This window comes from Sphingobium sp. MP9-4 (genome assembly GCF_005281675.1).
Lineage (GTDB): Bacteria > Pseudomonadota > Alphaproteobacteria > Sphingomonadales > Sphingomonadaceae > Sphingobium > Sphingobium yanoikuyae.
This window is the reverse complement of sequence record NZ_LUFI01000040.1, coordinates 12,630-36,021: the sequence shown is the minus strand read 5'-3', so window position 1 is coordinate 36,021 and position 23,392 is coordinate 12,630. Positions and strand designations below refer to the sequence as shown.

General features: G+C 66.4%; 17 protein-coding genes. 9 read left to right on the top strand and 8 right to left on the bottom strand.

Features of this window, described 5'->3' with window-relative positions; genetic code table 11:
* The first annotated feature begins 17 nt into the window (after positions 1-17).
* Complete coding sequence (locus tag A0U87_RS13950) at positions 18-2,987, top strand: TonB-dependent receptor (RefSeq protein ID WP_048937595.1); 2,970 nt, start codon at positions 18-20, stop codon at positions 2,985-2,987.
* Positions 2,988-3,065: 78 nt separating this feature from the next.
* Entirely contained in the window at positions 3,066-6,119 is a 3,054-nt protein-coding gene (locus A0U87_RS13945) for a glycosyl hydrolase family 28-related protein (RefSeq protein WP_048937594.1), read from the top strand.
* Between the two features lie 4 nt (positions 6,120-6,123).
* Here the strand turns inward: A0U87_RS13945 and A0U87_RS13940 are convergent, their stop codons facing one another.
* The 7 genes from A0U87_RS13940 to A0U87_RS13910 are packed head-to-tail and all read right to left on the bottom strand — an operon-like array spanning position 6,124 to position 12,627.
* Positions 6,124-7,464, bottom strand: coding sequence for a DUF1552 domain-containing protein (locus A0U87_RS13940; RefSeq protein WP_048937593.1), 1,341 nt, complete (start codon positions 7,462-7,464; stop codon positions 6,124-6,126).
* On the bottom strand, positions 7,461-9,179 hold the full coding sequence (locus tag A0U87_RS13935; protein WP_048937592.1) for a DUF1592 domain-containing protein: 1,719 nt from the start codon (positions 9,177-9,179) through the stop codon (positions 7,461-7,463). Before A0U87_RS13935 ends, A0U87_RS13940 begins: the two co-directional genes overlap by 4 nt.
* Positions 9,176-10,363 (bottom strand): hypothetical protein, encoded by a 1,188-nt coding sequence (locus tag A0U87_RS13930; RefSeq protein ID WP_048937666.1) that lies wholly within the window; start codon positions 10,361-10,363, stop codon positions 9,176-9,178. The genes A0U87_RS13935 and A0U87_RS13930 overlap by 4 nt, the downstream gene beginning before the upstream one ends.
* A gap of 17 nt (positions 10,364-10,380) precedes the next feature.
* Positions 10,381-11,172, bottom strand: a complete 792-nt coding sequence (locus A0U87_RS13925; RefSeq protein ID WP_048937591.1) for a hypothetical protein — start codon at positions 11,170-11,172, stop codon at positions 10,381-10,383.
* Complete coding sequence (locus A0U87_RS13920) at positions 11,172-11,636, bottom strand: cytochrome c (protein ID WP_107917559.1); 465 nt, start codon at positions 11,634-11,636, stop codon at positions 11,172-11,174. Before A0U87_RS13920 ends, A0U87_RS13925 begins: the two co-directional genes overlap by 1 nt.
* A 26-nt stretch (positions 11,637-11,662) precedes the next feature.
* Positions 11,663-12,319 carry a cytochrome b/b6 domain-containing protein gene (locus tag A0U87_RS13915; protein WP_080993578.1) on the bottom strand — a complete coding sequence of 219 codons (657 nt, stop codon included), beginning with the start codon at positions 12,317-12,319 and terminating at the stop codon, positions 11,663-11,665.
* Positions 12,319-12,627 carry a high-potential iron-sulfur protein gene (locus A0U87_RS13910; protein ID WP_048937589.1) on the bottom strand — a complete coding sequence of 103 codons (309 nt, stop codon included), beginning with the start codon at positions 12,625-12,627 and terminating at the stop codon, positions 12,319-12,321. Before A0U87_RS13910 ends, A0U87_RS13915 begins: the two co-directional genes overlap by 1 nt.
* Positions 12,628-12,825: 198 nt before the next feature.
* Here A0U87_RS13910 and A0U87_RS13905 point away from each other — a divergent pair, with 198 nt between their 5' ends.
* Both A0U87_RS13905 and A0U87_RS13900 read left to right on the top strand, forming a co-directional pair.
* Positions 12,826-13,572 (top strand): response regulator, encoded by a 747-nt coding sequence (locus tag A0U87_RS13905; RefSeq protein WP_170978400.1) that lies wholly within the window; start codon positions 12,826-12,828, stop codon positions 13,570-13,572.
* Positions 13,569-14,900, top strand: a complete 1,332-nt coding sequence (locus tag A0U87_RS13900) for an ATP-binding protein (protein ID WP_048937587.1) — start codon at positions 13,569-13,571, stop codon at positions 14,898-14,900. Before A0U87_RS13905 ends, A0U87_RS13900 begins: the two co-directional genes overlap by 4 nt.
* Before the next feature lie 99 nt (positions 14,901-14,999).
* Here A0U87_RS13900 and A0U87_RS13895 read toward each other — a convergent pair whose 3' ends face one another.
* The gene (locus A0U87_RS13895) at positions 15,000-16,352 is read right to left on the bottom strand and encodes an FAD/NAD(P)-binding protein (protein ID WP_048937586.1); all 1,353 of its coding nucleotides are present in this window, start codon (positions 16,350-16,352) and stop codon (positions 15,000-15,002) included.
* A gap of 208 nt (positions 16,353-16,560) precedes the next feature.
* On the opposite strand from A0U87_RS13895, the gene adh reads away from it, so the two are divergent.
* The 5 genes from adh to A0U87_RS13870 all read left to right on the top strand — a co-directional run bounded on the left by adh (position 16,561) and on the right by A0U87_RS13870 (position 23,328).
* On the top strand, positions 16,561-18,081 hold the full coding sequence (gene adh, locus A0U87_RS13890; RefSeq protein ID WP_048937664.1) for an aldehyde dehydrogenase: 1,521 nt from the start codon (positions 16,561-16,563) through the stop codon (positions 18,079-18,081).
* A gap of 123 nt (positions 18,082-18,204) precedes the next feature.
* Positions 18,205-18,597, top strand: coding sequence for a DUF779 domain-containing protein (locus tag A0U87_RS13885; protein ID WP_137405635.1), 393 nt, complete (start codon positions 18,205-18,207; stop codon positions 18,595-18,597).
* A complete protein-coding gene (locus A0U87_RS13880) occupies positions 18,587-19,888 on the top strand; it encodes a DUF3422 domain-containing protein (protein ID WP_137405634.1) in 1,302 nt (433 codons plus the stop codon). The genes A0U87_RS13885 and A0U87_RS13880 overlap by 11 nt, the downstream gene beginning before the upstream one ends.
* Before the next feature lie 42 nt (positions 19,889-19,930).
* On the top strand, positions 19,931-21,082 hold the full coding sequence (locus tag A0U87_RS13875; protein ID WP_048937584.1) for an FIST N-terminal domain-containing protein: 1,152 nt from the start codon (positions 19,931-19,933) through the stop codon (positions 21,080-21,082).
* Complete coding sequence (locus A0U87_RS13870; RefSeq protein ID WP_137405633.1) at positions 21,079-23,328, top strand: NahK/ErcS family hybrid sensor histidine kinase/response regulator; 2,250 nt, start codon at positions 21,079-21,081, stop codon at positions 23,326-23,328. The genes A0U87_RS13875 and A0U87_RS13870 overlap by 4 nt, the downstream gene beginning before the upstream one ends.
* The last annotated feature ends 64 nt before the right edge of the window (positions 23,329-23,392 follow it).

Below are 23,392 nucleotides of genomic sequence, written 5' to 3'. Positions count from 1 at the left end.
ACAAGAGGGGAAGAGGAATGAACGTGCAGATCGCAATCCATCGGCATATGGCGGGCGTCAGCTTGGCCGCCGTCGCCATCATGGCGCTGGCCGGCACCGCCCAGGCCCAGACCGAACCGGCGACCGAACCCGCGCCGCAGGCCCAGACGAGCGATGCGCCTGCCGCACAGAGCGCCGACATCATCGTCACCGGATCGCGCATCACCACCAGCGGCTTCAATGCGCCGACGCCCACCACCGTCATCGGTGAGGAGCAGATCGCCAATAACGCGCAGCCCAACATCTTCAACACCATCGCCCAGCTGCCCTCGCTCCAGGGGTCGACCGGCGCCGCCACCGGCACCTTCTCCACCTCCAGCGGCCAGCAGGGCCTCAGCTCCTTCTCGCTGCGCGGTCTGGGCGCGATCCGCACCCTGACCCTGCTCGACGGCCAGCGCGTCGTCGGCGCCAATGTCACCGGCGTGCCCGACATCTCGATGTTCCCGCAGCTGCTGGTGAAGCGCGTCGACGTCGTCACCGGCGGCGCGTCGGCCTCCTATGGTTCGGACGCGGTCGGCGGCGTGGTCAACTTCATCACCGACACCCATTTTGAAGGCTTCAAGGGCAATATCCTGGGCAGCATCACCAAATATGGCGATGACGAAACCGCGCTGGTCCAGGCCGCCTATGGCAAATCCTTCATGGACGATCGCCTGCATGTCGTCGTCAGCGGCGAATATGACCATGAAGGCGGCGTGGGCGCCGGCGACTTCGGCACCGATCTGGCCGGCAGCCGCAACTGGTATCGCGCCACCACGCTGATGAACACCGGCCAGACCAACAATGGCCTGCCGCAATATAATTACCGCGATTATGCCCAGCCCTATCAATATGCCCGCTACGGCCTGATCAACAATGGTCCGCTGCAGGGCATCGCCTTCGACCAGAATGGCAATCCCTATCAGTTCAACTATGGATCGAACGGCACGCCGACCGGGACCGGCGCGGTCACCAACTGCTATCGCGGCAACAGCTTCTGCGAGGGCGGCGACCTGTCGGGCGCACCCGGCTCGGGCGCCTCGCTCAAATCCTCGCTGGAGCGCATCAACGGCTATGGCCGGATCGGCTATGATTTCGCCGACAACAACGAAGCCTATGTCACGGTCAATGTCGCGCAGGTGAAGACCAACAACCAGCCCAGCCCCGGCTATGGCCGCGCCAACCTGACCGTCCAATGCTCCAACCCCTATCTGCCGCAGTCGGTGCGCGACCAGTGCGCCACCGCCGGCATCACCTCCTTCGGCTTCGGTTCGTCCAATGCGGCCTTCCCCGATCCGCAGGTCTATACCGATCGCAAGCAATATCGCTTCGTCGCCGGCGCCAAGGGCAAGTTCGGCGCGGCCGGCACCGACTGGAATTATGACGCCTATTATGAGCATGGCATCACCATCTCGGACATCCGGGTGAAGGATATCGTGCTGCAGAACCGCTATGCTGCGGCGGCCAATGCGATCACCCTCAACGGCGCGATCGTCTGCGCCGATCCGGCCGCTCGCGCGCTCGGTTGCCAGCCGATCAACATCTTCGGCGGCTTCACTCCCTCGGCCGCCGCGCTCGCCTATGTCGCGCCGCATGACAATGGTCCGTTCCAGCACACCAAGCTGACCCAGGACGTCGCCAGCCTCAACTTCTCGGGCAATCCGGTGGAATTGTGGGCAGGCCCGCTCTCGGTCGCTTTCGGTGCCGAATATCGCCGCGAATTCTATCGCGTGAACGCCGACCCCTATGGCGCGGGCGTGTCCGATCTCAGCCCCAACAGCGCCGATTATCCTGCCGATCCGCTACTCAACGGTGCGCAGGGCAGCAACTGGGCAGCCGGCAATTACAAGAATGGTCGCGGCAAATATGAAGTCTATGAAGGCTTCGTGGAAATCGACATGCCGCTGTTCGACAGCGAAGCAGTCGGCCGCGCCAATTTGAACGCCGCGGGCCGTGGCACCCATTACAGCACGTCGGGCACGGTCTGGGCGTGGAAGGTCGGCGGCACCTGGGACACGCCGCTTGACGGCATCCGCCTGCGCGCCGTCACCTCGCGCGACGTCCGCGCGCCCAACCTGTCGGAACTGTTCGCCGCGCCGACCGTCACGACCCTGCCCAACTTCAGCGATCCCTTCCAGGGCGCAGCGGTTCAGGCATTCCAGAACACGATCGGCAACCCCAATCTGAAGCCGGAAATCGCCCGCAACACCGAAATCGGCATCGTGCTGGCGCGTCCCTCCTGGCTGCCGGGCCTCAGCCTGTCGTTCGACTATTATGACATCAAGCTGAAGGGTGTCGTCTCCAGCCTGTCGGCACAGCAGATCGTCCAATTCTGCTATGACGGCAATCAGGCCTTCTGTGGCGGCTTCAGCCTCGACAATGCCAATCCCAGCCTCAACTATATCAATGTCCAGCCGTTCAACCTTGCCTCCTGGCGGACCAGCGGCTTCGATATCGAGGCGAGCTATCAGTGGCAGCAGCCCTTTGGCCTGCCAGGCAACTTCACCGTCCGCGCATTGGGCACCCATATCCGCAAGTTCATTGTGGAGGCTGGCATTGCCGGTGTCGATCCGGTCGATCAGGCCGGTGCCAACAACGGCAACACGCCCGACTGGAAATGGCTGGCGGTGCAGACCTATGACAGCGGCAAGTTCAGCCTGACGGTGCAGGAACGCTGGATCAGCGACGGCACCTTCGGCAATCAATATGTGGTCTGCCAGTCGTCCTGCCCGGCCTCGACCGCGAACCACCCGACCATCGATTACAACAAGATGAAGGGGGCCTTCTATGTCGACATCGGCGCCACCTTCAAGTTCAGCGACCGTGTGTCCCTCTATGGCAAGGTCGACAATCTGTTCGACAAGGATCCTGTCGCCTCGCCCCAGACCAACACCGGTCTCGATATCAACCCAGCGCTCTACGACACGCTGGGCCGCATCTACCGCGCCGGTGTCCGCTTCAATTTCTGATAAAACATAACATCTCTCCCCCCAAACTTGTCCCGGTCCTGCACGGCCGGGACATCTTCTTTTTACGGAGCCTGATAGATGTATCGTGGCCTGACCTATCGTGGATTGAGCGGAGCCTGCGCATCCGTCCTGCTGTGCCTGGCCGCAGCACAGCCCGCCGCCGCTTCCCCGTCCGTCTATACCGCCATGCCCGACGACGCGCGCGCCGTGACGGTGAAGGGCGTGGGCGATGGCCGCGCCGATGACAGCGCCGCGATCCAGCAGGCGCTCGACGCCGCCGCCGCGACGCCCGGCGGCGGCATCGTCTTCCTGCCCCAGGGCACCTACCGCATCAGCCGCACCCTGTTCCTGTGGCCGGGCGTGCGCATCTTCGGCATCGGCGCCCAGCGCCCGGTGATCCTGCTCGGCGCCAACACGCCCGGTTTCCAGCGCGGCGTCGCCCATATGCTGATCTTCACCGGCGGCAAGCGTCAGACCGACAAGGAAAGCTGGCCCGCCGCCTTCCCCCCGGCCGGCAGCGTGCCGTTTGACAAGACAATTGCCGACGCCAATCCGGGCACCTTCTATTCCGCGCTTGGCAATATCGATTTTCGCATCATGGACGGCAATCCGGCGGCGACCGCGATCCGCTTCCATTCCGCCCAGCACAGCTTCGTCAGCCATGTCGATTTCGACATCGGTTCGGGCCTCGCGGGCCTCTACCATGTCGCCAACGAGGCGGAGGATCTGCATTTCAAGGGCGGCCGCTATGGCATCCTCGCGGAAAAGACCTCGCCGGCCTGGCCCTTCGCCCTGGTCGATGCCACGTTCGAGGGACAGCGCGACGCCGCCATTCGCGAGCATGAGGCGGGCCTGACCCTGCTCAATGTCGCCTTCCGCAACGTGCCGGTCGGGATCGAGATCGACCGGGGCTATGGCGACTGGCTCTGGGGCCAGGATGTCCGCTTCGAAAATGTGTCGAAGGCCGGCGTCATCATTTCCAACGAGAGGAATGTCTATACCCAGGTCGGCTTCCAGAATGTGCTGGCCGCCAATACGCCCACCTTTGCCCGCTTCCGCGAAAGCGGCCGGACGGTGGCGGGGCAGGGGAAGGCTTACAAGGTCTCCTCCTTCACCCATGGCCTGACCCTGCCGGGGCTTGGCCGGATCGGCGACTACAAGACCGACATGCAGGCGCAGCCGATCGACAGCCTGCCGGCGCCCGGCGCGCCCGCCATTCGTCCGCTGCCGCCCGTCTTCGAATGGGTGAATGTCCGCACATTGGGGGCGAAAGGCGACAATAGCACGGACGACACCGCCGTGCTGCAGAAGGCGATCGACGGCCATCGCGTCGTCTACCTCCCCGCCGGCTTCTACAAGGTCAGCGACACGCTGCGGCTGCGCGCCGACACGGTGCTGATCGGCCTCCACCCCAGCCTGACCCAGATCGTCCTGCCCGATGGCACGCTCGCCTTTCAGGGCGTCGGCGCGCCCAAGGCGCTGGTCGAAAGCGCGCGGGGCGGTGACGCGATCGTCGCCGGACTGGCGCTCGATACCAATGGCGCCAATCCGCGCGCGACCGGCCTGTTGTGGAAGGCCGGCGCCAGTTCCATGGTCAACGACGTCAAGTTCCAGGGCGGCCATGGCACCGATGCCTTCGACGGCAGCCGGCGCAACCCCTATAACAACAACGCCACCGCCGATCCCGACGCATCGCGCCGCTGGGGCGGCCAATATGCCAGCCTCTGGGTGACGCAGGGGGGCGGGGGCACCTTCGCCAATATCTGGAGCCCCAGCACATTCGGCCATCCGGGCATCCTGATCTCCGACACGGAAACGCCGGGCCGGTTGATCCAGGCCTCGGTCGAACATCATGTCCGCACCGAAATCGGCCTCAACCGCGTCGCCAACTGGGAATTGCTGGCGCCCCAGACCGAAGGGGAGGCGGGCGAGAGCGGCGATGCCGTCGCGCTCGAAATCCGCGATTCCCGCAATATCCTGGTCGCCAATTTCCACGGCTATCGCGTCACCCGCACGCGCAAGCCCGCGCCGACGGCCGTGTCGCTCTACAATTCCCACGACATCCGCTTCCGCAACGTCCATGTGAACGCGGAAAGCGGGGTCGGCACCTGCGATGAAAATGGCTGCGGCACCTTCCTGCGCCTTACCAAATATCCGTTCGAGAACGCCATTCAGGACATCACCCACGGCCTGGAAGTGCGCGAACGCGAGTTCGCCGTGCTGGACGTGCCGGCGAAGCCCGATCCGGTCGCCCCCTCGAGCTTCGGCGGCGCCAGCGTGGAGAAGCTCGCTGACGGCTTCTATGGCCTGGGCGGCGGCGCGGTGGACGCACAGGGCCGGCTCTATTTCATCGACCGTTTCTTCCAGCGCATCTGGCGCTGGTCCGAGGCGGGTCGGCTGGAGATGATCCGCGATGCCGCGCTTGATCCGGTCAACCTGACCATCGACAAGTCGGGCAACCTGCTCGTTCTCTCTTCCTATGGCCGCAACGGCACCGTCTACAGCGTCACCCCCGGTGCGCCCGACACGCAGGTCAGCGTCATCCCGGCGACGCCTGCGGGGCAGGGCGCTGTCGCCACCATCTTCCCGGTCAACTGGTGGGTGAATGGCGAGTTCAGGGACCAGATCGATCCCAAGACCTATCAGTTCACCACGCTCGCCGACATGTTCGCCCGCGATACCGCCCAGTCCAATGCGCAGGCCTATGTCTCGCCCGACGGCAGCATTTCCCTGCCGGCCTGGCGCGTCTTCGCCCAAGGGCCGGTCGACCATCGCGGCCTGCGCTTCTCCCACACGCTCGACAGCTATGGCTTTGTCCAGGGCAAGCCGGGCCAGCGCATCTATGTCACCAACGGGTCGGAAAACCGCACCTACAGCGCGCTGGTCGCCGGCAACGGCACGCTGACCGACCTCAAGCCCTTCGCCGATCGTGGCGGGGAGGGCGTGGTGAGCGACGCGCAGGGCCGGGTCTATGTCGCCAATGGCCAGGTCTTCGTCTACGCGCCCGACGGCAAGCCGATCGGTCGGATCGACGTGCCCGAACGGCCGCTACAGCTGCTGTTCGGTGGCCCGGACGGCAAGACCCTGTTCATGCTGTCGCATCACGGCCTCTACGCGGCGCGGGTCGAGTAGGGGATCAGACGATCAGTCCGGGGATGATCTTGTTCGTCTCCAGACTGCCCGTGCCCCAACGGTCGACCGGCACGCCCATCGCCTGTTGCAGGGTCAGGCCGACCCGGCTGACCGGCGATCCGTCGCCGGTGATATATTGGCCGGTATGGATGCGTCCGCCGGCCGATCCGGCCGTCATCATCGGGATATTGTCGATGGTGTGGAATTTGGCGAACTCGGTCTCGCTATGGGCAAAGACCAGGCTGTTATCCAGCAGGGTGCGGTCGCCCTCCTTCACCGCGTCCATCGCCTTGATGAAATAGGTCCAGGCCTCCATGCACTTGTCGACATAGAAGGTGACTTCGGGCTGATAGCCCAGCCGGTTGTCCAGCACCTCCTCATGGGTCAGTTGATGATGGGTGATCGTACTGCCCACCCGCGTCAGCGACGATGCGCCATTGTTGAAGTTCATGTTGAACAGGCGGACATTGTCGCAGGCCATCGCCATCACCAGCAGGTCGGTCATGATCTCGTGATTGCGCATGACATTCTCGATCTCGGCATTGACCGGCAGGTCGGGCACCTTGGGCGGCACGATACAGGCCTGCATCGGCGCCGGTTTGGTCAGTTGCACGTCGAGCTGGTTCTCCAGCTGCCGCAGCGAGGTGAAATATTGGTCGAGCCGCTGCCTGTCGGCCGCGCCCAGCCGGGCCTCCAGTGCCTGACGCTGATCGGACACGCCGGACAGGACGCTGCGCCGCGCCATCACTGCCGGATCGGGGGTGAAGGTCGCGCTGTTGGGATCATGGAAGCCGGCGCCGAACAGCCTTGTATAAAGGGCTGCGGGCGACACTTCCGCCGGGTTGAGATTGCCATTGCCGCGCCCGGACAGCGAATTGCGCGGATCGCCGGTCGCCGACAGCTCGATCGAGCGGAAACGGGTGCGGGTGCCGATCACATCGCCGATCGACACGTCGAAGGACGGCCCCGGCAGGCCCCGGTCGGAATCGATCGCGATGCCGGTGCGGATACCGATGCCGCCGCTGATGTGCGGCAGGTTGGGCTTGCCGTCGAGCGGCAGGGTGAAATCGCCCAGGATATTGACCTTGTGCTTGAGCGCCTCGATCGAGGCCAGCTCGACCTTCAATTCATAATCCTTGCCGGCGGCGCTGGGGAACCAGCGCGGCGGATTGACGCCCAGCCCCCAGAACCATGTGCCGAAGCGGATCGGCATCGGCGCGCCGGTCGCCGCCATGGCGGTGCCGTTGCCGTCGAGGAAGATGTCGAGCAGCGGCAGGCCGACGGCCACGGCCATGCCGTTGACCATGCCGCGCAGCGCAGTGCGGCGATCGAGGGTGAAGCTCATGGGCGGTCTCCTTCGCGGATATGCGGGCTAGTCATCATCGCGACCTGCGGCTTGGCCAGCGTTGGGGTGCTGACGCGATAGGCATCGGCCATGGTCGCGACGCGCAGGAACAGCGCCTGGATGCGATAGCCATCGGCAGCAAAACCCTGTTCCAGCACCATGGCGGTCGCTTCCTCATCTTCGGGCATGCGCCCGGTCGCATATTGGAAGGCGCGACCGGCGACGCATTCGGTGGTCGACTTGCTCGCCGCCAGCGCCTGGCCCAGGCCGACATTGCCCTGGAAGGCGGTGCCCTCGAACACGCCGGCGGTATCGATCGGCGCGTCATTCTCGGTCCGGCGGAAGGCGCCGATGCCGTCGAACCGCTCCAGCGGCAGGCCCAGCGGGTCGGTGATCTTGTGGCAGGCGGCACAGACCGGATCGCTGTTATGGGCGTTCAGGCGAATGCGCGCGGTCGGCATCGCCTTGTTGCCGACATCCTGCACGGCGGTGAAATTGACGTTGCCCGGCGGGTTGGGCACCGGCTGGCACAGCAGCAGCTCGCGGATCGCCCGGCCACGCAGGGTGGGCGAACTGCGCCCCGAATGGGAATAGAGCGCCAGGAAGCCGGCCTGGCCCAGCAGCCCGGCGCGATCGTCGCCATCGGCAAATTCATAGGGCACCCAGCCCTGCATACTGGATACCTTGGCCTGATAGAGCGGCCCCAGCGCCCGGTTGATGAAGGTCCGCCGGGTGGTGAACAGGTCGCGATAATCGCCCTGTCGCGTCACCAACTGGTCGACGATCATGCGCAGCATCTGTTCGGACAGGGCGGACGCGACATCGGGGTTGAAGCGGGGATAGACGATCTGGTCCTTGGCCATCTCGTCGAACTTCTCGAACAGCAGCATGTCGGCGAAGAAGGCGCGCACGCCATCCTCCAGCCGGGGTGATCGCACCATCTTCTGCGCGATCGCCGCAAGCTGGGCCGGATCGGTGAGCTTGCCCTCGTCGGCCGCGCGCAGCAGCGCCTCATTGGGCGTCGTGTTCCACAGCAGATAGCTCAGCCGCGCGGCGCGGGCATGGTTGTCGAGCCGCAGGCTGCCGGGCGCCTCCGGATCGGGCTCCGCGCTCTCGATGATGTAGAGGAATTGCGGCGACACCAGCATGGCGGCGAGCGCCAGCTGCATCCCGTCATAGAAACCCTGGCCATCGCCAGCGCCCTTGCCGGCCATCATGACGAAGGCGCCGATCTCCTCCTGCGTCATCGGCCGGCGAAACAGGTAGCGGCCGATCGGCATCAGCGTCCGTGCGGCGCAATCGGCATCGGGCGCGGCCGCATCGCGCGGGACGCAGGGCATGAACTGGGCGCGGCGATCCGGCGCGAAGACCTGCGCGGCGATATTGCGCGCCATCGCATCGAACTGCTCCAGTCCGGCGGGTGAGATGGTCGATGCGCTGGCGCCGGTCGCGATCAGCTCATGCACGGGCCGCACGATCGGCTCGAACCGTCCCGCGACCTTGATGTCGGGGCCGAAGATATCGGCGATGCTGTTGCGATATTGCGCTTCGGTCAGGCGGCGCATCCCCGCCACCTGGCTCAGCGGCGTCTTCAAGGGCGCGAAGCTGGCGTCGGGCGCGGCAGCGGTCTGCGGCGCCTTCTCGACCGTGCAGGCGCTCAGCAGCAACCCGGCGAGCAGCGCCCAGCGCGCCCTATGGCGAAACGGCCCGCTCATCGTTGCGCCACCTTGGCCTGGGGCAGGCGGTCGGTGACGAAGGCGGGCACGGCCCAGGCCTCCATACCGCTGGAAATGCGGCGGCACTGGCCGGTCGCCGGATCGCGATCGCCATCGGCCATTGCCTTCAACGCCGCATACATGGCGGCGCAGTCATAGCCCGCCGTGGTCGCCGCGCCCTCGCCACCGACCGAGGCGCTGGCCATCACATTCCAGATCGGCTGATAGCCGCCGACGATGCCCTTGATCGATCCGTCCGGCTGGAAGGTGAAGCGCAGCCGCGCTTTGGTGAAATCATATTCGTTGCGCCGGCCACGAATGTCGCGCTCCGACCCTTGCCCCCAATTCTGCTTCAGGCGGATATGGGCCGGCTCGGTGGTGAGCACGCCATTGACGATCCGCCCTTTCAGCATATTGCGATGGGCGGCATTGGCGGTGACGCTGTAGCTGGCGCCGGGAATGAAATTCTGGCGTGAATCCACCACCGCCCGATCCTCGGTATTGGCGTAGATCACCGTCACGTCGGGATCATTTTCCAGACTGTCGACGCCGCTCAGCAACAGCACTTGGCTATGTTCGCCGCTGACCAGAAACTGGGTCAGGCCCTTGACGATATCGCCGCCCATGCCGTCGACCCCGCGCCAGGTGCGCACGCAGCCCATTGCCCGCCACATCTGGTTGTCGACACCTTGCTCGCCTGCTGGCCCGGTAAAATTGGCATGGCCGCAGCTGTCGCCCGCCGCCGCGCCGTCCGCATCATCGTCCAGGTTCAGCCCCTGCGCGACCTTGCCCTGCACCATGCGCTGGGGCGGCCGGTCGAACTTGTCGGGATGGGTGCAGATGTTGAGATTGTCGGGACCGAAGGCATAGCCGGTCCAGCGCGCGGTCAGTTCTTTCTCGTTCGCCTTTTCCAGCAGCCGCGCCCGCTCGCCCGCCGGCTGGGTCTGCAGGTAATTTTCGCGCAGGGTGGCGGCCAGGCCCTGCGGGCAATCCTCCTTGCCCTGATAGATGGCGGGCGCGAAATGGCTGACGACGAAGCCCATCTCGCCATTGGCCGGCGGCGCGGGCAGCGATGCGGGTTTGGCGGGGGCATCGCCCTGCGCTGACACCGATGCCGAAACCGACGCCGCGAGCGGCAGCGCGCCCAGCAGCAGGATCAGTTTGCGATGATTCTGCACGATCATCCTCTCCTTGCGAAATGTCATGGGATCAGCGGCTCGGCATCGGCCGGAATATCGGCCGGGTCGTCGCCCTCGATGGTGAAGACCGGCCGGTCGCGATAGGCCCATTGGGCGCGGTCACCATCGGGCCGTACGGTCCAGGCGCCCATGCCCCGTCGCGCCATGCCCGCCGGGAAGACGCGCCAGTCGGCGCAGGCCGTGCCACAGGCCTTGCCCTTATGCGTCACCAGCAAATTGCCCTGGCCATCGACCAGCAGATAGCGCCCGTCCACCAGCCGCGCCGTCACATCGGCCGGCGCGTCGATCTTGGGCGCGGCCGGCACATATTTCAGGCTGTTCCAGACCAGAGCGTCCTCGCCCTCATGCCCGATCGTGCCGGGCCGTTCGCCGACATGGATGAAGACCAGATTGACCCGCTTATAGACCCATTGCGGCCCGCTCGGCCCCTGCATCACGATCCAGTCGGGGCCGTCCTGCTTCAGCCGGGGCGCCTTGCGATCGCCGCCGAACTCGGGCGGTGCAGGCACGATCTCCGCCTTGGCGGGCGCGGCCAGCGGCGTCCATTGGGTCAGGCAATCGCCCGAACACCAGAGCGGCTGATGCCCGGTCCGGCCGGTCACGGCGCGCATATCCATGCCATATAGGGTGCGGCCATGGGCATCGACATAGACGCTCTGCTCGCCGACCTTGCGGACGCTGACCCCCGCCGGCAGCGGCTCGCCGCTCGCCGCCTCGGGCGGCAGGTCGGCGGCCTGCGCCCAGAGCACGGCCGGCTGCGCCAGCCACAGGATCGCGGCCGCCCGGCGCCACATCAGCGCTTCTCCTCGACGCGGAAGCTGCGGTGGCAGGTGCCGCAGCTTTGCCCCAGCGTCTTGGCCGCCGCGCGTATCTTCGCCACGTCGCCGCTCGCCGCGACGGTGGCGAAGCTGCTGGCCTGCGCGGTGAAGCCGTCCTGCGCCGCCTTGAATGCGGCCGGCTGGCTCCAGATTTCGGGCTTGGCCGCCGTCTTGACGCCGGGTTTCGGGCCGCTGCCGGCCGGGAACCAGCCCTGCTGCTGGCGCGCATAATCGCGGATCTGCCGCGCCGAAATCTGGATTACATAGGTTTGCGGCGTGGGCGATTTCAGCTCGTCATTGATATTCTTGAACGCCGCGCCGACCTCGCGGAAGCCCGCGATCCGGGTGGCGACGATATCGCCGGGCGCCGCCGCCAGCGGCGCCGCGCAGAGCAGTGCCAGCATGGCGATCGGCCGCTTCATCCGGGCTGTATCGTGCATCCTCATCCTCGTCCCTTTCATGTCTGTCACAGCATCGGATCGGCAAAGACCCACCAGGCGAGGCTGCCCGCCAGCAGGATGGCGACGGCGAAGGCGACAGGCGAAGCGCGCCGCACCGCCACCGGCTCGCCGCTCACTTTCGCCCGGCCGCTGACCATCGGTCCGATCAGGTTGCGCCGCCGCACCAGCAGGTAGAACAGCACCGCCAGAACATGCAGGCCGATCAGCATCTGCAGGATGGTGAAGCTGATGCCGTGCATGTCGGAGGCGAGCCGGCCCTGATCGAAATCGACCAGATGCGACAGCGGCCCGGATTCGATGCCGTCGATATCGACCGCGAACAGGCCTGTGCCGACCTGCACCGACAGCGCCAGCAGCATCGCCACCACGCTCCAGCCGCCCAGCGGATTATGGCCCGGCGCCGCGGGCGCACGGCCGGTCAGATGGGCGAAGATCGCGCGCGGCCCGCGCAGGAACTGGGCAAAGCGCGCCGGCCCCGACCCGATCAGGCCCCAGATCAGGCGAAAGACAATCAGGAACAGCACGGCCTGACCCGACAGGCGATGCCAGTCCATGTGATAGGTTTCCGCGCTCCACCAGGAAAAGCCGATCAGCCCGACCAGCGACCAGTGAAACAGGCGGATGGGCAAGTCCCAGACATATTGGCGGGCGGGGGTCGCCATCAGCTCTTCTTCGCCCAGCTGTCGCACAGGCCCTCGGCCGGCACGATGCCGCCGCTCAGCAGCGCGCATTTGCCGCAACCGGGCTGGGCGGCGGTGAAGAAGGCGCACAGGCCGCAGCGCTTGGTCGCATCGCTCGACGTGCGAAAGCCCAGCGACTTGCGCATGCTCTTCTGCGCGGCCGAAAGGCTGGCCGGATCGACGCATTCGGCGGCATTGGCGATGCTCGCAATCCCCAGCGGCACGCAGGCGATCAGGCCCAGCGCCGATCGACGGCTCCAGTGACGGACATGATGATGGCTTGCCGCCATGCGGCCCACTCCTCTTCCCTGCCGGCCCGGTTGCTCCGGTCCTCTTGTGCGATCCTTCTAGCAGGGGGGCGGCGGATTAATTTGTCAGCGCCGACAAAATCGGCGCAGAATGCAGGCGCTTATTCCGCCCTTTGTGTCGGGCCTGACAAAATCCGGCGCGGGCCGGCGGCTAGAAGGGGCGGAATGGGAAGAGGAGGGATGAGGGTGACAGCGAAGCTGACAGGCGACAGCGCGCCGGGCGACACGCATATCCTGATCGTCGATGACGATCCGTCGCTGCGCGCGCTGGTCCGTGCCTTCCTGATGCAGGAAGGCTATGTCGTCAGCGAAGCGGCCGATGGCCCGGCGATGCGCGCCATCCTCGCCCATCAGCCGGTCGATATCATCGTCCTCGACGTCATGATGCCGGGCGAGGACGGGCTGACGATCGCCCGTTCGCTCGCGGGACAGCAGGATGCCGGCATCATCATGGTGTCGGCGCTGGGGACGGAGGGGGATCGGATCACCGGCCTGGAGATGGGCGCCGACGATTATCTGCCAAAGCCGCTGTCGCCGCGCGAACTGCTCGCCCGCATCCGTGCGCTGCAGCGCCGCCGTCGCCCGATCGCCGACACCCGCCAGCCGGTGCTGGCCCATTATCATTTCGAAGGGTGGCAGCTCGATCCGGTGCGCCGGGTGCTGCGCGATCCCGCCGGCATCATCATCAGCCTGTCGGAGGGGGAGTTCGCCCTGCTGCTCGCCTTCATCGAGCATCCCCAGCAGATATTGAACCGCGACGCGCTGGTCGAACTGGCGCGGGGCGAGGATGCCGATGTGTTCGACCGGGCGATCGACACCCAGGTCAGCCGCTTGCGCCGCAAGCTTGGCACCCGCGCGCGCGGTGAACTGATCCACACCGTCCGGTCCGAAGGCTATATCTTCCAGGCGCCGGTGCAGCGCGGATGAAGGCGGGCTTCCTGCGCTGGGCCAATTCGATCCACGCCCATCTGCTGGCGCTGGCCCTGGTCGTGATCCTGACGCTGACCGCCTTCAGCCTCACTTTGCTGCTCTATTTCATCCCGCCCGAACGGGTGCCGCTGTCGGTCTATGAGATTGCCCGCATCGTCCATGGCCAGCCCCTGCTGCGCGACGAGCCGGTGGTGCATGAGGTGCGGCAGGCCGCCGCGCCGCCGGCATCGACCGACCCGGCCGATCGGCTGATCGCCGCGCTGCTGGCGCGACGCCTCAGCCTGTCGGCGGCCGATGTGCGCATTCGCCTCGACCCCGGCGATCGCGAGCGGATCGGCCAGTTCGTGGCGGAGATGCAGCTTTATGGCCCCGATGGCGTCGCCGATCCCTTCATCCTGGGCACCTTCACCGCCGCGATCCGCCAGCCCGACGGTCAGTGGCGGATGATCACGCGGGAAGCGCGGGGCGGGCGGTCGCTCTGGCGGCTGCTCGGCCAATATGCCTTCCTCGTCGGCATCCTGCTGGTGGTGCCGCTCAGCCTCTGGTTCAGCGCGCGGCTGACCCGCCCGATCCGCGCCTTCGCCGCCTCGGCCGAGCGGATGGGGGCAGGGCAGGAGGAGCAGCCGATCCCGCTCGACGGGCCGAGCGAGATCCGGCTGGCGGCGCAATCGATCAACGAGATGCAGGCACGCATCGCCCGCTATGTACGCGAACGCACCTCGGTCGTCGGGGCGATCGCCCATGATCTGCGCACGCCGCTGTCGCGCCTCCATTTCCACCTCACCGCCGCGCCCGCGCCGGTGCGGATCGCGGCCGAGGAGGAAATCCGCCAGATGGAGGCGCTGATCGGCACGACGCTGGATTTCGTCGACAATGAAAACCGCCCCCGCCTCAAGGAGCCGCTCGACCTTGGCCTGCTGGTCGAGGGGCTGGTCGACGATTTCGCCGATATGGGCCGCGACGTGACCCTGACGGGCGCGGAGCCTGTCATCATCGCGGGTGACATGATCCTGCTCAAGCGGCTGTTCACCAACCTGATCGACAATGCGATCAAATATGGCGACCGCGCGCGGGTGCGGGTGATGCGCGACGAGGGGCGGGCGATCGTCACGATCGAGGATGACGGGCCGGGCATGGAAGAGGCTGATATCGCCCGCGCCTTCGAGCCCTTCTATCGCGGCGAACCCTCCCGCAACCGCAGCACCGGCGGCGTGGGTCTGGGGCTGTCGATCGTCCAGTCGGCGGCGCAGGCGCATCAGGGGCGAGTGCTGCTGGCGCGCACTCCCGATGGCGGGCTGCGCGCGCAGGTTGAGCTGCCGGTTTAGAGCGTTTTCTAATCAGGTGGAATTACCTGATGACTCGGAAAACGCGTTAAACCAAAAACTTAGAGCAACCGATCTGACGCAGTCGGATCGGAATTTGCTCTAAAGCCCTTCCGCCTCCACCCATTGCGCGCCGGTCAGCGCGCGCGCCATGTCCCAGCTATGGCGGCGGATATCGGGCACGGCGACGATCTCCCAATGGGCGCCGCGCGTCATCGGCCCGACCACCAGCAGCCGCTCTTGCGCGCTGCCGTCGCGTGCGATGGCATGGCCCTGCCGGTTGGTGTCGATGCCGATCGCCAGCGCATCGGGCCGGATCGCGCCGCGATCCGCCAGCCGGCGCAGCAGCACATCATCGGCCCGGCCAAGGTCGGCCAGCGGGCCGGTGCAATTGACCACCCGCGCCACCCGGATATCCTGCACCTGTTCGCCGCCGCGCGGCCGCCATTGCACGATCAGCCCCTGGTCGGCGTCCTGCGCGCCGATGATCCGGCCCGCCGCGATCCGCAGCCGCCTGCTCGCCTGCATCGCGGCGATCCGTTCAGCCACCTGCGGCGCGATGCGGTGGCGATGCACGTCCCAATAGGGCCGGGCATGGCGCAGGAAGCGCGCTCGTTCGACCGGGGAGGCCGCCCGCCATATATCCTGGGTGAAGGGGCGCAGCTCATCGACCGCGCGGCGCCAGCCGACCGCATCGGCCCGCTGGCGGATGGTGCGGACCAGCCCGGCGCAATGGGCGGCGGGCCGTTCGCGCAGGGCGGGGAAGGGCGCGGCCGGCGCATGGCTGTGCGGCACCAGCCCGCGCCGCGACAGCGCCAGGATCGATCCGCGAAAGCCCGCGCTGTCCAGCGTCTGCGCGCAATCCACCGCGGTCAGGCCCGTGCCCAATAGCAGTATCTTGTCGCTCGGCGTCAGCCCCTCGGCAATGTCCGCGCCCCAGGGTTCGGACACATAGAGCGGGGGCGCCTTGTCCCGGAATGGCGGCAGGTCATGCGGCGGCAGATTGCCCGGCGCCAGAGCCACCGCATCGGCCGCCAGCATCTGACCCGACGCCAGTTCGACGACACAGCCATCGCCGGTCATGCGGATATCGACCGCCGCATCATCGATCACGTCCAGCCGGTCGCCCGCCTCGGCGCGGGTCTTGTCTAGCAGCGCGGAAAGATAGCGGCCATAGGTCGCCCGCGTCGCGAAGCTGGCGTCCGATCCGCCACTCGTCTCCGCCAGCCATTGCGCGAAATGGCCCGGCTGGTCGGGAAAGGCGCTCATGTTGCCGGCGCGGACGTTGAGGATATGATCGGGCAGGGCGCTGCCGAACGCGACACCCTTGCCCAGCCGTTCGGGCCGCCGCTCGACCAATGTCACCCGCATCGTCCCGTAGCGCAGCAGGTTGATCGCCAGCAGCGTGCCGCTGAACCCGCCACCGACGATGACCAGGTGGGAAACTTGGAACATGGGGGAAATCTCTCCGGGCAGGGAAGGGGCTTGCCAGATAGAGCAGCCCGTCGGGTCGCTGTCGAGTGGGCGGCACAGGTCGCGTCTCATGCCCGCCTCGTCCCGCAGACGGGGCGATCCGACCGAAGGTCCAATTGCACCGGCGGCCTGCTTTGCCATCTTCTGAAGGCTGAAAGACGATCACAAAATCGACCCAGGAGACAAGATGATGCTGCAACAGGCGCTGGATAAATTCGCCGGCCAGACCCTGATCCGCGACCGCTACGACAATTATATCGGCGGGCAGTGGACGGCACCGGCCAAGGGCCAGTATTTCGACAATATCTCGCCGGTCACCGGCCAGGTCGTGTGTCAGGTCGCGCGCGGCACGGCGGAGGATATCGAGGCCGCGCTCGACGCCGCCCATGCCGCCAAGGATGCCTGGGGCAAGATGTCATCGACCGAGCGGTCGAACATCCTGCTCAAGATGGCCGATCGCATGGAGGCCAATCTCGACCTCATCGCGCTGGCCGAGACGATCGACAATGGCAAGCCGATCCGCGAGACCACCCATGCCGACATTCCCCTCGCCATCGATCATTTCCGCTATTTCGCCGGCTGCGCCCGCGCCCAGGAAGGATCGATCAGCGAGATCGACCATGACACCATCGCCTATCATTTCCACGAGCCGCTGGGTGTCGTCGGCCAGATCATCCCCTGGAACTTCCCGATCCTGATGGCGGTGTGGAAGCTGGCGCCCGCGCTGGCCGCCGGCAACTGCATCGTGCTCAAGCCTGCCGAGCAGACGCCGATGTCGGTGCTGGTGCTGGCGGAGATCATCGGCGACCTGCTGCCGCCGGGCGTGCTCAACATCGTCAACGGCTTCGGCGTGGAAGCGGGCAAGCCGCTGGCGTCGAACAAGCGGATCAGCAAGATCGCCTTCACCGGCGAGACCACGACCGGCCGCCTGATCATGCAATATGCGTCGGAAAACCTGATCCCCGTCACGCTGGAACTGGGCGGCAAGTCGCCCAACATCTTCTTCGAGGATGTGATGGATGCGGACGATGATTATTTCGACAAATGCCTCGAAGGCTTCGCCATGTTCGCGCTCAACCAGGGCGAGGTCTGCACCTGCCCTAGTCGCGCGCTGATCCAGGAATCGATCTACGAAAAGTTCATCGAACGGGCGATCGCGCGGGTAAAGGCGATCAAGCAGGGCAGCCCGCTCGATCCTTCGACGATGATCGGCGCCCAGGCGTCGAACGACCAGCTCGAAAAGATCCTCTCCTACATCGCGATCGGCAAGGAGGAGGGCGCGGAAGTGCTGACCGGCGGCGATCGCGCCACCCATGACGGCGAACTGGCCGATGGCTTCTATGTGACGCCCACCGTGCTCAAGGGCCATAACAGGATGCGCATTTTCCAGGAGGAGATTTTCGGCCCGGTGCTGGCCGTCACCACCTTCAAGGACGAGGCGGAGGCGCTCGCCATCGCCAATGACACGCTCTACGGCCTGGGCGCAGGCGTGTGGACCCGCGACGGCGCCCGTGCCTATCGCATGGGCCGGGGCATCCAGGCCGGTCGCGTCTGGACCAATTGCTACCACGCCTATCCGGCCCATGCGGCCTTTGGCGGCTACAAGCAGTCGGGCATCGGCCGCGAAAATCACAAGATGATGCTCGACCATTATCAGCAGACCAAGAATCTGCTGGTCAGCTATAGCCCCAAGGCGCTGGGCTTCTTCTGACGGATCCACAGTGGAGCGCCCCTTCTCTCTCCTTTCTTGGCGCTCCGCACCTTTGGCGGGCATCCTCCCCCGGATGCCCGCCAGCTTTGGTTCTGCCAGTTTTGGTTCTGAAGGATCGGATCGATGGCCGATTGTCCTGCCCGCATTCTCGCCACGCCAGCGGCCGACGCGCTGATCGCGCGCCTGACCGACCAGCATGGCCCGCTGATGTTCCACCAGTCGGGCGGCTGCTGCGACGGTTCGGCGCCGATGTGCTTCCCGCGCGGCGAATTCCGGGTCGGCCCGCAGGATGTGCTGCTGGGCCATGTCGCGGGTGATGTGCCGGTGTGGATCGGCGCGGCCCAGTTCGAATATTGGCGCCATACCCAGGTGACGATCGACGTGGTGCCGGGGCGGGGCGCCGGCATGTCGCTCGAAAGCCCGGACGGGCAGCGCTTCATCGTCCGCTTGCGCGTCTTCACCGATGCGGAGGCGGATCTGCTGGAAGCCGCTGGAGAGCCGGCGCGTGGTGGCTGAGCGGCGCTTCACCGAACATGCGCTGCGTCCGCAGGTGGTGGGCGAGATGCAGTTGCGCCGCGAGCCCGCGCTGACGGTCCCGGCACGGATGATCCAGCTTGTCCGCCTGCTCGATGCGGACGCGCGCACGGCGGAACTGGCGGCCTTGCCGGCCATGCCGGGCGATCTGCGTCCGGGGCATGACAGCCGCCATCGCGAGACCCGGCTGGGCGCCGACATCCATCTTCACTGGGAACAGCATAGCGAGGCCAGCACGGTCACCCTGGTGCGCGGCGGCAGCGATCCGGTCGGCTGGGATTTTCCCGACGCGGCCGACGCCCGTGCCGCGATCGCCTGGGCCGAATATCTGCCGGGTGCGGTGATCCGCGCCGTGCGGCTGGCGATAGTCGCGGATGAGGGCGCCGCCGCGGAGCTGGTGGCCAGTGCCGGGTTCCCGGCGGGCCAGCTCGTCACCTGTCATGTCGGTGGCGGCGCGCGCATCTGGACCGATTTCCGCATCCATGATGATGGCTATGGCCGGATGGTGGTGGCCGCCAACGGCCTGCTGCCCGGCGATCTTGCCCGCTGCGTCCAGCGGCTGCAGGAACTGGGCAATTATCGCAATCTGGCGCTGCTTGGCCTGCCGCCCGCGCGCACGGCCTGGGCCGATCTCGACTGGCTGGAACAGGCGCTGGAGCAGGTCGGCCGGGCGCTGGCCGCCGGCGAGGTGCGCGACGATGTGCTGCTGGGGCGACTGATCCAGTTGTCCGCCGACATATTGTCGATCGACAGCGGCTGCGCCTATCGGATGAGCGCGACCGCCGCCTATGGCCGGATCGTCGCCAGTCGCCTTGCCGAACTGGATGTCGTGCCGATCGCCGGCCATCGCTCGCTCGCCGACTTCACCGAAAGGCGGCTCTGGCCCGCCGTGCGCACCTGCGCGGCGCTGACCGATCGGCTGGCGCTGCTCAACGGCCGCGCGGCGCAGTTCACTGCCCTGCTGCGCACCCGGATCGAAACCCATATCGAGAACCAGAATGGCCGCCTGCTCGCCTCGATGGACCGCAGCGCGCGGATGCAGCTCCAGCTTCAGCAACTGGTCGAAGGGCTGTCGACGGCGGCCGTCAGCTATTATGCGCTGGGCCTGCTCTCCTATCCGCTCAAGGCCGTGGAAAAGCACTGGCCGCGCCTGTCCGCGACGCTGCTGCTGGGGCTTGCCATGCCATTCGTCGCATTGCTGGTCTTCCACCTGATCCACGGCGCCAGAAGCCGGCTTGTTTCGCGTGACAGGCCAGCGGAACCCGCTACATGATAATGCCCCAAAGCATAAGAAAATGGGCGAGGGGGAGAGACAATGGCGACAGGCGCAGGGGTAAGGGCAGGGATAGGGTTTGCGTCCTCCCATGCCGACGATCCGTTCGAGGCGATGGCGGATCTGGTGGATCAACTCGGCACGGAGCCGCTGGCCGGCGCCGTGATCTTCTGTTCCCAGCATTATGACCGGGACAGCCTGGCGCGGGCGATCAACCTGCATAGCGAATGCACCACCGTGATCGGCTGCACCAGCTCGGGCGAACTGACCGATGCGGGCTATGATCATGACAGCCTGACCGTGATCGGCTTTCCTGCGGCCGATTTCTGCATGACCTCCCATTGCTTCGACGACATCGACAATTTCGATCCGGTCGCCGCGCGCGAAGTCGTGCGGGCGCTGGCGGCGCAGGCGGAACGGGACAGCCGCCGGCTGGGCGGGCTGGTCAATCATGTCGCGCTGTTCCTGGTCGATGGCCTCTCGCATCGGGAGGAGCTGCTGACCATGACGATCCAGGATGCGCTGGGCGACATTCCGCTGATCGGCGGATCGTCCGGCGACGATCTTGCCTTCCGGCAGACCGCGATCTTCGATGGCGGCCGCTTTCATGCCCGCGCCGCCGTGGTGGCGATCCTCTCCTCGACCCGGCCGATGCACGTCTTCAAGGCGCAGCATTATCAGCCTGGCGCGGCCAAGATGGTGATTACCGGCGCGATCCCGCACGAACGCATCGTGACCGAGATCAATGCAGAGCCGGCCGCGGCCGAATATCTGCGCCTGGCCGGCCATGCCGGCGAGGAGCTGGGCATGGAATTTTTCGCGGCGCATCCGCCGATGGTCCGGGCCGGCGGCGAATATCATGTCCGCTCGATCCAGAGCGCCAATGCCGATGGCAGCCTGACCTTCTATTGCGCGATCGACGAGGGGATCGTCCTCAACATCGGTGAGCCGGTGGATCGGATCGCCGGCATGCGCCAGCTCTTTTCCGACCTGCACGCCCGCGTGGGCGAGGTGGACCGGATCATCGCCTTCGACTGCGTGCTCAACCGCATCGATGCGGAGCAGCGCCAGATTTCGCGCGATGTTTCCGCCCTCTATGCCGGCAACCGGGTGATCGGCTTCAACACCTATGGCGAGCAATATCATGCGTTGCACGTCAACCAGACCTTCAGCGGATTGGCGATCGGCCGATGAGCGAGCTGCGCACCGCCCTTGAAACCGACGCGGAGCTGGATGCCCTGCGCGAGGAGGTGCGCAAGCTGCGCAAGATCAACGGCGCGCTGATGGATCGGGTGGAACGCTCGACCGACATGTCGGCCAACGCCTTCTCGATGTTCGAAACCGCCATCTCGCTCGAAGCCAAGGTGCGCGACCGGACGCTCCAGCTGGAGGATGCGCTGGGCCGCCTCGCCAAGGCGAATGCCGATCTGGCCGAGGCCCATGCCGATGCGGACGCCGCGCAGGTGCGCCTGCGCGATGCGATCGAATCGATCAACGAAGGCTTCGTCCTGTTCGATGCCGAAGACCGGCTGATCCTCTACAATGAAGCCTATCTCGGCTTCTGGCCGCAGGTCGCCGAGCGGCTGGATCAGAATCTGACCTTCCACGACATCGCCCGCATCGCTGCCCACAGCCAGGGGCCGGCCGGGGCACAGGTCGCGCCCGATCGCTGGGTGTCGGATCGCCTGGCCAAGCATGGCATCGCCGATGGTGGCCAGGTGCAGCGGCTGGCCGATGGTCGTTGGATACAGATCAACGAACTGCGCACCAGCGAAGGCGGCATCGTCGGCATCTATACCGACATTACCGAGGCGAAGGCGGAGGATGCCCGCGCCCGTGCCCGTGAACTGGCCGAACGCAACGTCGTGCTGCAATCGACGCTCGACAATCTGTCGGAGGGGGTCTGCGTGTTCGACGGCAGTGGGCAACTGGCCGCCTGGAACGACGCGCTGCGCCGGCTGCTCGCCTTGCCGGAAAATTTCGCTGGCGCGCTTGGCAGCCATGCCGAATTGAAGCGCTGGTGCCGCGAGACGCTGGCGATGGATGATCAGGGCTGTCTCGACTGGCGCGGCGGCGGCGCGGACCAGCAGGCGATGGTCTGCCTCTGCACCGCCGGGGAACGGCATTTCGAATTGCGCAGCAACGCCATGGCCGATGGCGGCCAGGTGTTCGGCTTCACCGACGTCACCGACATGCTCCGCGCCCAGGCCAGCCTGCAGGAAACCGCCGAGACGCTGGAACGGCGCGTGTCGGAACGCACCGGCGAACTGGTCGACCTCAACCGCAAGCTGGAAGGGGAAGTGGCCGAGCGCCGCGCGATCGAGGCGGCGCTGATCGATGCCAAGATCGTCGCGGAAAAGGCGAACCTGTCCAAGACCCGCTTCCTCGCCGCCGCCAGCCATGATCTGCTCCAGCCGCTTAATGCCGCGCGGCTGTTCGTCGCGGCGCTGGGCGACCGGCGGCTGGCGCTGCCGACCCGCGCGCTGGTCAACCAGACCTCGACCGCGCTCGACTCGGTCGAGGATCTGCTGGAGGCGCTGCTGGAAATCTCGCGCCTGGATGCCGGTGCGATCCAGCCGGAAATCGGCCCGTTCCGTATCGACCGGCTGCTCCAGACGCTGAATGTCGAATTCGCCCCCATGGCCCGATCGGCCGGCCTTGCCTTCAAGATCGAGGCGCAGCCGCTCTGGGTCGAAACCGACCTGCGCCTGCTGCGCCGCATCCTCCAGAATTTCATCTCCAACGCCATCCGCTACACGCCGCGCGGCACGGTTTCGGTCGCCTGTATCCAGCATGACGACCGGGTGGAAATCAGCGTGACCGACAGCGGCCCCGGCATCGCGCCCGAGCAGCAGGCGCTGATCTTCGAGGAATTTCGCCGGCTCGACACCCGCAGCCAGGGCAAGGGGCTGGGCCTCGCCATCGTCAAGCGGGCCAGCGACATGCTCGGCCATCCCATCAGCCTGCGCTCGCAGCCGGGGCATGGGGCGACCTTCGCCATCGCCCTCCCCATCGGCCAGCCCCAGCGCGAGGAGGATGGCGATACCGGCCAGCCGACCCGCGACCGGTCGATGCGCGACCTGTCGGTGCTGGTGGTCGACAATGAAAAGCAGATCCAGTCGGGCATGCGCACCCTGCTCACCGGCTGGGGGTGCAGCGTCGTCACCGCCGACGGCTATGACCAGGCGGCCGCGCTGTTCGCCGATGGCCGCCGGCCCGACATCATCCTGGTCGACTATCATCTCAAGGACGGAGAAACCGGCGACACGGTCATCACCCGCCTGCACGATCATTTCGGCGTCCGCGTACCCGCCGTCATGATCTCGGCCGATCGCGGCGAACCGCTCAAGACCCAGCTCGCCGCCGCCAACATCCCCCTGCTCAACAAGCCGGTAAAGCCCGCTCAACTGCGCGCGCTGCTGCGCACCATGCTGGCCTGAAAGGGGACGGGGCAGAGCGTGCCGCGCCATCTTCCCCCGCAGGCCGAATCCCGGTAAGGGCTGG

Bases quoted from the DNA above. Each gene is read 5' to 3' on its own strand.
- A0U87_RS13950 (WP_048937595.1), top strand. From the start codon at position 18: ATGAACGTGCAGATCGCAATCCATCGGCATATGGCGGGCGTCAGCTTG.
- A0U87_RS13945 (WP_048937594.1), top strand. From the start codon at position 3,066: ATGTATCGTGGCCTGACCTATCGTGGATTGAGCGGAGCCTGCGCATCC.
- A0U87_RS13940 (WP_048937593.1), bottom strand. From the start codon at position 7,464: ATGAGCTTCACCCTCGATCGCCGCACTGCGCTGCGCGGCATGGTCAAC.
- A0U87_RS13935 (WP_048937592.1), bottom strand. From the start codon at position 9,179: ATGAGCGGGCCGTTTCGCCATAGGGCGCGCTGGGCGCTGCTCGCCGGG.
- A0U87_RS13930 (WP_048937666.1), bottom strand. From the start codon at position 10,363: ATGATCGTGCAGAATCATCGCAAACTGATCCTGCTGCTGGGCGCGCTG.
- A0U87_RS13925 (WP_048937591.1), bottom strand. From the start codon at position 11,172: ATGTGGCGCCGGGCGGCCGCGATCCTGTGGCTGGCGCAGCCGGCCGTG.
- A0U87_RS13920 (WP_107917559.1), bottom strand. From the start codon at position 11,636: ATGCACGATACAGCCCGGATGAAGCGGCCGATCGCCATGCTGGCACTG.
- A0U87_RS13915 (WP_080993578.1), bottom strand. From the start codon at position 12,319: ATGGCGACCCCCGCCCGCCAATATGTCTGGGACTTGCCCATCCGCCTG.
- A0U87_RS13910 (WP_048937589.1), bottom strand. From the start codon at position 12,627: ATGGCGGCAAGCCATCATCATGTCCGTCACTGGAGCCGTCGATCGGCG.
- A0U87_RS13905 (WP_170978400.1), top strand. From the start codon at position 12,826: ATGAGGGTGACAGCGAAGCTGACAGGCGACAGCGCGCCGGGCGACACG.
- A0U87_RS13900 (WP_048937587.1), top strand. From the start codon at position 13,569: ATGAAGGCGGGCTTCCTGCGCTGGGCCAATTCGATCCACGCCCATCTG.
- A0U87_RS13895 (WP_048937586.1), bottom strand. From the start codon at position 16,352: ATGTTCCAAGTTTCCCACCTGGTCATCGTCGGTGGCGGGTTCAGCGGC.
- adh (WP_048937664.1), top strand. From the start codon at position 16,561: ATGCTGCAACAGGCGCTGGATAAATTCGCCGGCCAGACCCTGATCCGC.
- A0U87_RS13885 (WP_137405635.1), top strand. From the start codon at position 18,205: ATGGCCGATTGTCCTGCCCGCATTCTCGCCACGCCAGCGGCCGACGCG.
- A0U87_RS13875 (WP_048937584.1), top strand. From the start codon at position 19,931: ATGGCGACAGGCGCAGGGGTAAGGGCAGGGATAGGGTTTGCGTCCTCC.
- A0U87_RS13870 (WP_137405633.1), top strand. From the start codon at position 21,079: ATGAGCGAGCTGCGCACCGCCCTTGAAACCGACGCGGAGCTGGATGCC.